9 protein-coding genes, 1 tRNA gene, 1 other RNA gene and 1 pseudogene are annotated in these 7,595 nt (G+C 71.9%); 7 read left to right on the top strand and 5 right to left on the bottom strand.

What is annotated here, in order from left to right:
- From VNM44_RS13875 to VNM44_RS13865, 3 genes are all read left to right on the top strand, one after another.
- Positions 1-1,545: acyl-CoA mutase large subunit family protein (locus tag VNM44_RS13875; protein ID WP_325626479.1), on the top strand; the 1,545-nt coding region annotated here is incomplete at its 5' end.
- 76 nt (positions 1,546-1,621) lie between these two features.
- Positions 1,622-3,058: a hypothetical protein gene (locus tag VNM44_RS13870; protein ID WP_325626478.1), complete on the top strand. Its 1,437-nt coding sequence runs from the start codon at positions 1,622-1,624 to the stop codon at positions 3,056-3,058.
- Between the two features lie 3 nt (positions 3,059-3,061).
- Positions 3,062-4,111 (top strand): glycosyltransferase, encoded by a 1,050-nt coding sequence (locus VNM44_RS13865; protein ID WP_325626477.1) that lies wholly within the window; start codon positions 3,062-3,064, stop codon positions 4,109-4,111.
- Here VNM44_RS13865 and VNM44_RS13860 read toward each other — a convergent pair.
- Positions 4,108-4,815, bottom strand: coding sequence for an MIP/aquaporin family protein (locus VNM44_RS13860; protein WP_325626476.1), 708 nt, complete (start codon positions 4,813-4,815; stop codon positions 4,108-4,110). The genes VNM44_RS13865 and VNM44_RS13860 overlap by 4 nt on opposite strands.
- A gap of 78 nt (positions 4,816-4,893) precedes the next feature.
- Complete coding sequence (locus tag VNM44_RS13855; protein ID WP_325626475.1) at positions 4,894-5,097, bottom strand: hypothetical protein; 204 nt, start codon at positions 5,095-5,097, stop codon at positions 4,894-4,896.
- A gap of 35 nt (positions 5,098-5,132) precedes the next feature.
- Here VNM44_RS13855 and secG point away from each other — a divergent pair, with 35 nt between their 5' ends.
- On the top strand, positions 5,133-5,354 hold the full coding sequence (gene secG, locus VNM44_RS13850) for a preprotein translocase subunit SecG (protein ID WP_325626474.1): 222 nt from the start codon (positions 5,133-5,135) through the stop codon (positions 5,352-5,354).
- A 79-nt stretch (positions 5,355-5,433) separates the two neighbouring features.
- Here the strand turns inward: secG and VNM44_RS13845 are convergent.
- Positions 5,434-5,518: transfer RNA gene (locus tag VNM44_RS13845), tRNA-Leu, on the bottom strand.
- A 150-nt stretch (positions 5,519-5,668) separates the two neighbouring features.
- Here VNM44_RS13845 and lexA point away from each other — a divergent pair.
- Both lexA and VNM44_RS13835 read left to right on the top strand, forming a co-directional pair.
- Positions 5,669-6,310: a transcriptional repressor LexA gene (gene lexA / locus VNM44_RS13840; RefSeq protein ID WP_325626473.1), complete on the top strand. Its 642-nt coding sequence runs from the start codon at positions 5,669-5,671 to the stop codon at positions 6,308-6,310.
- 8 nt (positions 6,311-6,318) lie between these two features.
- Entirely contained in the window at positions 6,319-6,516 is a 198-nt protein-coding gene (locus VNM44_RS13835) for a hypothetical protein (RefSeq protein WP_325626472.1), read from the top strand.
- A gap of 25 nt (positions 6,517-6,541) precedes the next feature.
- Here the strand turns inward: VNM44_RS13835 and VNM44_RS13830 are convergent.
- Positions 6,542-6,925 (bottom strand): annotated as a pseudogene (locus VNM44_RS13830) (deiodinase-like protein); the annotation flags it as partial.
- Between the two features lie 12 nt (positions 6,926-6,937).
- Positions 6,938-7,255: a hypothetical protein gene (locus tag VNM44_RS13825; protein ID WP_325626471.1), complete on the bottom strand. Its 318-nt coding sequence runs from the start codon at positions 7,253-7,255 to the stop codon at positions 6,938-6,940.
- A gap of 53 nt (positions 7,256-7,308) precedes the next feature.
- Here VNM44_RS13825 and rnpB point away from each other — a divergent pair.
- An RNA gene (gene rnpB, locus VNM44_RS13820) (RNase P RNA component class A) lies at positions 7,309-7,595 on the top strand; the annotation flags it as partial.

Below are 7,595 nucleotides of genomic sequence, written 5' to 3'. Positions count from 1 at the left end.
GACTCCGGGATCGAGGTCAAGCCGGTCTACACCGCGGACGACGTGGGCGGCCTCGAGCTCGAGCTGCCGGGCGAGATTCCATTCACGCGAGGCCCCTACGCGACGATGTACCGCGGCCGGCCGTGGACGATCCGCCAGTACGCGGGCTTCGGCTCGGCGGAGGAGACGAACGAGCGGTTCCGCTACCTGCTCGACCGCGGCCAGACCGGGCTCTCCGTCGCGTTCGACCTGCCGACGCAGCTCGGCTACGACTCCGACGACCCGCACGCGGCCGGGGAAGTCGGCCGCACCGGCGTGGCGATCGACTCGCTCGAGGACATGCGACTGCTCCTTGCGGGGATCCCGCTCGACGAGGTCTCCACCTCGATGACGATCAACGCCCCCGCGTCCCTGCTGCTGCTCCTCTACGAGCTCGTTGCCGAGGAGCAGGGCGTGCCCGGCACCGCGCTGCGCGGGACGGTCCAGAACGACATCCTCAAGGAGTACATCGCGCGCGGGAACTACATCTTCCCGCCGCGGCCCTCGATGCGGCTCACGACCGACCTGTTCGCGTACTGCGCCGAGCGGATCCCGAGGTGGAACACGATCTCCATCTCCGGCTACCACATCCGCGAAGCGGGCTCTACCGCCGCGCAGGAGCTCGCGTTCACGCTCGCGAACGGGATCGCCTACTGCGACGCCGCCGTCGCCGCCGGCCTCTCGCCGGACACGTTCGGCGCCCGGCTGTCCTTCTTCTTCAACGCGCACAACGACGTGCTCCAGGAGGTCGCGAAGTTCAGGGCGGCGCGTCGGTTGTGGGCGCAGATCATGCGCGACCGCTTCGGTGCGACGAGCGAGAAGGCGCAGGCGCTTCGGTTCCACGCCCAGACCGGAGGGTCGACGTTGACCGCGCAACAGCCGGAGAACAACCTCGTCCGGGTCGCCGCACAGGCGCTCTCGGCGGTGTACGGCGGCGCGCAGTCACTGCACACGAACGCCTTCGACGAGGCGCTCGCGCTCCCCACCGAGCGCGCGGCGACCCTCGCCCTCCGGACGCAGCAGGTGCTCATGTACGAGGCGGGGACGACCGACACCGCCGATCCGCTCGGTGGCTCCTGGTACGTCGAGGCCCTCACGGACGAGCTCGAGCAGCGGGCGTCCGAGCTGATCGAGCGGATCGACGACCTCGGCGGGGCGGTTGCCGCGATCGAGGCCGGCTGGGTCCAGGAGCAGATCGAGCAGTCGGCGTTTCGCTGGCAGCGCGAGGTCGAGACGGGCGACCGCGTGATCGTCGGCGTCAACCGCTTTACGACCGACGAGCCCGAGCACGTCGAGCTGCATCGGCTCGATCCCGAGATCGAGCGCGCGCAGCGCGAGCGCGTGCAGGCGCTCCGCGCGAGCCGCGACTCGGCCGCGGTCGAGGCTGCGGTCGCCGAGGTACGCCGCATGGCCGAGACGGACGCGAACCTCCTCCCCGCCCTGCGCGAGGGGCTCGCAGCGCGCGCGACGATCGGTGAGCTCTGCGGTGCGCTGCGCGAGCTGTGGGGCACCTACGACCAGCGGTGAGCGCGGGTGGGCTGGTGTCCGACTCTGAGTCGGTCACCGAGCGTGGTTCCGTCAGCTCGCGCCTACGATGACGCGCGTGTCTCTCTCCCGCACGCTCGGGACCGCGGCAGCGGGTGTGGCCGCAGGCGCGGCAGTCGTCGTCCTGCCGGCGCTCGGCTCGGGGAGCGCCGCCCCCGACTTCGCCCGCGACGTCGCGCCGATCGTCCGCGAGACGTGTCTCGGCTGCCACCGCGACGGCGGGATCGCGCCCTTCGCGTTCCGCACCGAGCGCGACCTCGCGAGTCGGGCTCCACTGGTCGTCGCCGCGCTCGAGCAGCGGCGCATGCCGCCCTGGCCCCCCTCGGCCAGGTCACCGCGCTTCGTGGGTGAGGCACGGCGTACGCTCGACGATCGCGAGCGCGACACGCTGATCCGCTGGGCGCAGTCGCAGACCGTCCGCCCCGGAGGCGCCCGACGCGGGACGCCGGTGGGCAGGCCCCCGGCCGTGCCCAATGCGCTGCGCCCTGGCGAGTCGCGCCTCGCGGTGCGCATGCCACGGTCCTATCTCCCGTCGGCCTCGAACGGCTCGACGGACGACTACCGGTGCTTCCTCCTCGACCCGAAGCTGACGAACGACGCGTTCGTCACCTCGGCGCAGATCGTCCCGGGCGCGGGCTCGCTCGTTCACCACGTGATCCTGTACCGCGTCGCGCCCTCCGTCGTGCCGCAGGCGGCGGCGCTCGACCGCGAGAGCGCCGGGCCTGGCTGGACGTGCTTCGGCGGACCGGGCGTCGGGGCGGGGACGAGGAGCGACCCGCGAGGCTCGCTGGAGGACGCAGGCTGGATCGCCGCCTGGGCGCCTGGCACGGGCGCCGACCGCTTCCGCGAGGGGACGGGTGTGCCCCTCCCTGCGGGAAGTCGGATCGTGATGCAGGTTCACTACAACCTCCTGAACGGCCGGCGTCCCGATCGCTCGCGTGCCGTGCTGACCACCGTCCCGGCCACAAAGCGGCTGACCCCGGTCGAGACGTTGCTTCTCCCCGCCCCGGTCGAGCTCGCATGCCGGGCAGGCGAGAGCGGACCGCTCTGCGACCGCACGGCTGCGGTCTTCGACCAGGTCGACCGCTTCGGAGCCGACTCGGCCCTCGTCCCGACCGGCCTGCTGCTGATCTGCGGCCGCGACGCGGCACATCCTGTACCGAGCGCGGTCACGAGTTGCGACCGCCCGATCGGCCGCCCCGTCACGATCCAGGCGGTCGGGGGCCACATGCACCTTCTCGGACGGTCGATCGAGGTGTGGCTGAACCCCGGGACGGCGCGCGCGAAGCTGCTCCTCGAGATCCCCCGCTGGAACTTCCACTGGCAGGCCGTGTACCAGCTCGAGCAGCCGATCGCCGCGGGACCGGGCGATGTGCTGCGTGTCACGTGCCGCCACGACACGAGCCTCCGGCGCGGCCCGCCCCGCTACGTCCTCTGGGGCGAGGGCACGACGGACGAGATGTGCCTGGGCATCGTGCAGGTCACGCCGCGGTAATCCGTGCGGATCCTGCTCGTCTCGCAGATGTACCCGGGGCCGGACGCGCCCGAGCTCGGCACCTTCGTCGCCGACCTGGAGCGGGCGCTGCGCGAGCGCGGGCACGAGCTCGAGCGGGCCGTCGTCGACGCCCGCGGCGGCCGGGTGCGACACGCCGCGCTCGCGCGCGACGTCGTCATGGCCGCGCACCGCTTCCGACCCGACGTTGCCTACGCCCACTTCCTCGTCCCGGCCGGGCTTCTCGCCGTGCTCGCCGGCCGCGCGCCGACGGTGGTCACCGCCCACGGCCAGGACGTCGAGAACGCCGCGGGCTCGCGTGTCGTCCGCGCGGCGACCCGACTCACGGTCCGGCGGGCAGCGGGCGTCGTCGCCGTCTCCCGCTGGCTGGCCTCACGCCTCGAGACCGTGGCGCCGGAGGCACGAGGTCGGATCGAGGTGATCGACTGCGGTGTCGACCTCGACCGCTTCGCGCCGGGGGACGCCGAAGCCGCCCGGGCGGCGCTCGGCTGGCGGCCGAACGGGACGGCGTTCGTCTGCGCCGGCTCGCTGAGCGAGCGGAAGAACGTGCTGCGACTCGCGTCCGCGTTCTCGCGCCTCGGGGAGGGTTCGCTCGCCTTCGTCGGCGAGGGGCCGCTTCGCGGAGCGCTCGAAGGGCGGCGCGGGGTTCACCTCTCCGGCGCCGTCGCGCACGACTTCGTTCCGCTCTGGCTCCAGGCGGCGGACGTCGTTTGCCAGCCGAGCCTCGTCGAGCCGTTCGGGCTCGTCACGCTCGAGGCGCTCGCGTGTGGCCGGCCCGTCGTCGCGACGCGGATCGGAGGGCCTCCCGAGTTCGTCCCGCCGGACGCAGGGGTCCTCGTCGATCCCGAGAACGACGACGCGCTCGTGGCCGCGCTGGAGCGCGCCGCAGCGCTGCCGCGTCCGAATCCCGCCGGACGAGCGGCGGCCGAGTCCCACGACCTGCGCGTCCAGGCCGCGCGGATCGAGGCGCTGCTCGAGCGGGCGACCGGGACGCCCGCCGCCGCGGGCGCCCCGGCGGGGGAGGGAGCTGGCTAGCCGGCTGGCGCGCCGCCTCCGCGGCGCGCGGCCTCGATGTCGTCGCGCAAGCTGGTGTCGCCCTCGATCACGATCTTGTGGATCACCCAGCCGAGGATCGCGCCGACCGGCGGGAAGATCAGGTAGATCCAGATATCGCCGAAGTCGGTGCCGACGATCGCAGGCCCGAGGCTGCGCGCCGGATTCACCGACGAGCCGCTGATGGGGATGATCGCGACGTGGATCGCAAGGAGGGTGAGGGGGATCGCGAGGAGTGCGGTCCCGCGTACCCGCTCGCTCTTCGTCGACTGCAGGATGACCGCGAGGAACAGTGCGGTCATTACGACCTCGACGACGATCCCGGCCCAGTTGTCGGACGAGTGCGTCGTGGTCGCGGCGACGGCATCGTCGTTGAAGGCGATCAGGACGACGAGCGACGCGACGATCGCCCCGGCGAACTGTGCGATCCAGTAACCGAACATGTCGTTCATCGAGATCCGCCGGTCGAGGAACATCCCGAGCGAGACGGCCGGATTGAAGTGGCCGCCCGACACCTCTCCGAAGGCGTACAGCCCCACGAGGAGCGCGAGACCGAACCCGAGCGCGATCGAGACGATCCCGAGAGCCGCCCCGCCGGCTGAGGCGGAGAGGATGGCGAACGATCCGATCCCGACGAGGGCGAAGGTGCCGAACGCCTCCGCGAGGTAGGTCTGAGTCTTCCGCATGGCTTGGGCTCCCTGTGTCCGAGGTCGGGGGACGCGCCAAGTCTGGCGAACCGATCGGCTGGAACCTCCTCCGCGGGACTACGCCCGGTCTGCGTCGAGGTCGGCGAGGCGGATCTCGACGAGCGGACGGACCGCGTCCTCGAGCCCCGCCTCGCGTGCGAGGGCGAGCGCCTGCTCGTAGCTCTCGCGCACCTTCTCCGGCGCGACGCCCTGCTTGAGCCTGTTGTCGCCGGTGACGAGCAGCCGCTGGATCTTCGCGCGAGCGTCGTCTCCGGCGGCCATCCCAGGACCATAGCGCCGGTACCATGGCGGCCCCGATGGTCTCCTTCTTCGCCGTCGTCCAGGTGCTCCTCGGCGCCGCTCTCGTCACGCTCGTGCTCATGCACTCCGGGCGCGACGCGGGGTTCGGCGGCATCGGCTTCACGCCTACCTCCCAGGGTGGGACGCACATCGTCGAGCGGAACCTGACGCGGCTGACCGTGGCGGTGGCGATCCTCTTCGGGATCAACACGGTCCTCCTGTACCGCCTGCTCGCGTAGCCCGCGGGCGCGTGGCTTCAGCCTCGCCCCTCTGGTGCCCTCGACGCGAACAACGGGCCGAAGCCCGTTGTTTCGCGCATGCGCTGGAGAGGACTTGAACCTCCACGACCGCAATGGCCACCAGGCCCTCAACCTGGCGCGTCTACCAATTCCGCCACCAGCGCGTGGGTTGGTGATGATAGCGGCAGGCAGACCGGGGAACGACGAGGGCCGGGGCGCGAGCCACGCGCCTGGCCCGCGGTTGACGCCGTCCGGCAGGTTCCCTACCCTTCGTGACGAACATACGTTCGTCGTATCCCACCAGGAGGCGCCCCGTGCCGGCCGAGACCCCACTCACCGCTCGTCAGCAGGAGATCTGGCAGTTCCTCGTCACGTACGTCGACGGCCACGGCTACCCGCCGACCGTGCGCGAGATCGGCGAGGAGGTCGGGCTGGCCTCGCCGTCCACAGTGCATGCACACCTCGCGAACCTCGAGCGCGTCGGCCTGATCCGCCGCGACCCGACGAAGCCCCGGGCGATCGAGCTCACCGGTCACCGGCGGGTCGAGGCAGAGCCGGCACGCGACATCCAGCGCCTCCCGCTCCTCGGCCGCGTCGCGGCTGGCGGCCCGCTGCTCGCCGATGAGAACGTCGAGGACGTCGTCGCAGTCCCGGACACGATCGGCCGCGGCGCGGACTTCCTGCTCACGGTGCACGGCGACTCGATGATCGAGGCGGGCATTCTCGACGGCGACACGCTCGTCGTCCAGCGCCGTGAGGACGCCCGGAACGGCGATGTCGTCGTGGCGCTCGTCGGCGACGACGAGTCGGCCGACGAGGCGACGGTGAAGACCTTCTACCGCGAGGCAGACGGCCGCATCCGCCTGCAGCCCGAGAACGCCGCGCTCGAGCCGATCTTCGCCGACCACGTCAGCGTCCTGGGCAAGGTCGTGGGGGTGTTCCGGAGCCTCCGATGAGCGCCCACGTGACAGCGATCGCGAGGACGCTCGACCAGGAGCTGCTCGCGCTCTCCCGCGGTGCCAGCCTCGAGTGCCTCTGCTGCGGTGAGTTCGTGATGCGCCTCCGCGGCGTCCTCGCCTGCCCGGAGTGCCGGTCGCTCCTCGCCGACGGAAAGGAGGTGCCGGAGGTCCTGCTGCCGAAGGTCGGAGCCCGAGCGGGGTAAGAGTGAGCGAGTCGCGCCGCGGGCGTCAGGCGTTCGCGAGGAGCGTCTCGATCGCCTCCTCGAGCTCGGCGGGCTTGAAGCCGAACGGTCCGTCGCCGCCCTGGTACGCGATTCGCCCGTCCCGCCGGACGAGGTAGAGCCGGTCGGGCCAACCGCCGTACGCCGAGCCGACTGCATTGTCGACGTGGTCGACGACCATCGGCATGCGAAGCTCGAGCCGCGCCGCGCACGTCGCGGCGACGGCACGTCGCTCGCCGTCGCTGACGGGGTTGTGGATCGCGACACCCGAACGTCGGTTCTCGGGCAACACCCAGCCGTCCTCTGGATGCGCCTCGTGGATGTACACGACGAGGAACGAGACGCGGTCGCGGAATCGGTCGGCCATTGCCTCGAGCGTCCCAACCTGGGCGCGGAACGGCGGTCAGGTGTACGAGCCGAAGACGAGTGCGACGGGCCGCTCGTCGAGGAGGCGCGAGAGGCGCACGGTGTCGGTGCCGTCGACGAGCGGAAGCTCGAAGCCCGGCGCGATGTCGCCGACGGCGACCTTCGGCCGGGCGAGGTCCCGGTAGCCGGCGTCGGCGAGGACGTCCTGGAGCGTGAGCGGGGAGTCTTTCGGCGCGAGCCCGCGGCCGTGCCTGACCATCGACCACAGGGCGCCCGCGGTCGACCACTGGCGGTCGGCCGGGCTCCCAGAGGCGACCGTCCGCGCGTACCAGAGGAGATCACGCGGCCCGGCCACGGAGCGAGTGTACGCACGGTATTGAGACGTACGCGCGTTCCCGCTACCTTGGAGTTGCAGGCCGGATGGCCGCGGGCGGCTCTTGCCGTCCGAGGAAAGTCCGGACACCGCAGGGCAGGGCGCTGGGGAAATCCCAGGCGGCGAAAGCCGACGGAAAGTGGAACAGAGAGGAGACCGCCGGTCGTACGACCGGTAAGGGTGAAACGGTGGGGTAAGAGCCCACCAGCGGCCGTGGTGACACGGCCGGCTCGCCAAACCCCGTCCGGTGCAAGGCGAAGCAGGTCCCGTCGACGCGGCCCGCCGAGGGACCGGGTACGCCGCTCGAGCCTCCGGGGAACCG

Origin of the sequence: Gaiella sp. (assembly GCF_035558935.1) — a bacterium.
Classification (GTDB): domain Bacteria; phylum Actinomycetota; class Thermoleophilia; order Gaiellales; family Gaiellaceae; genus Gaiella.
Note: the sequence above shows the minus strand (reverse complement) of the source record. Positions and strands in the feature narration are given on the sequence as shown.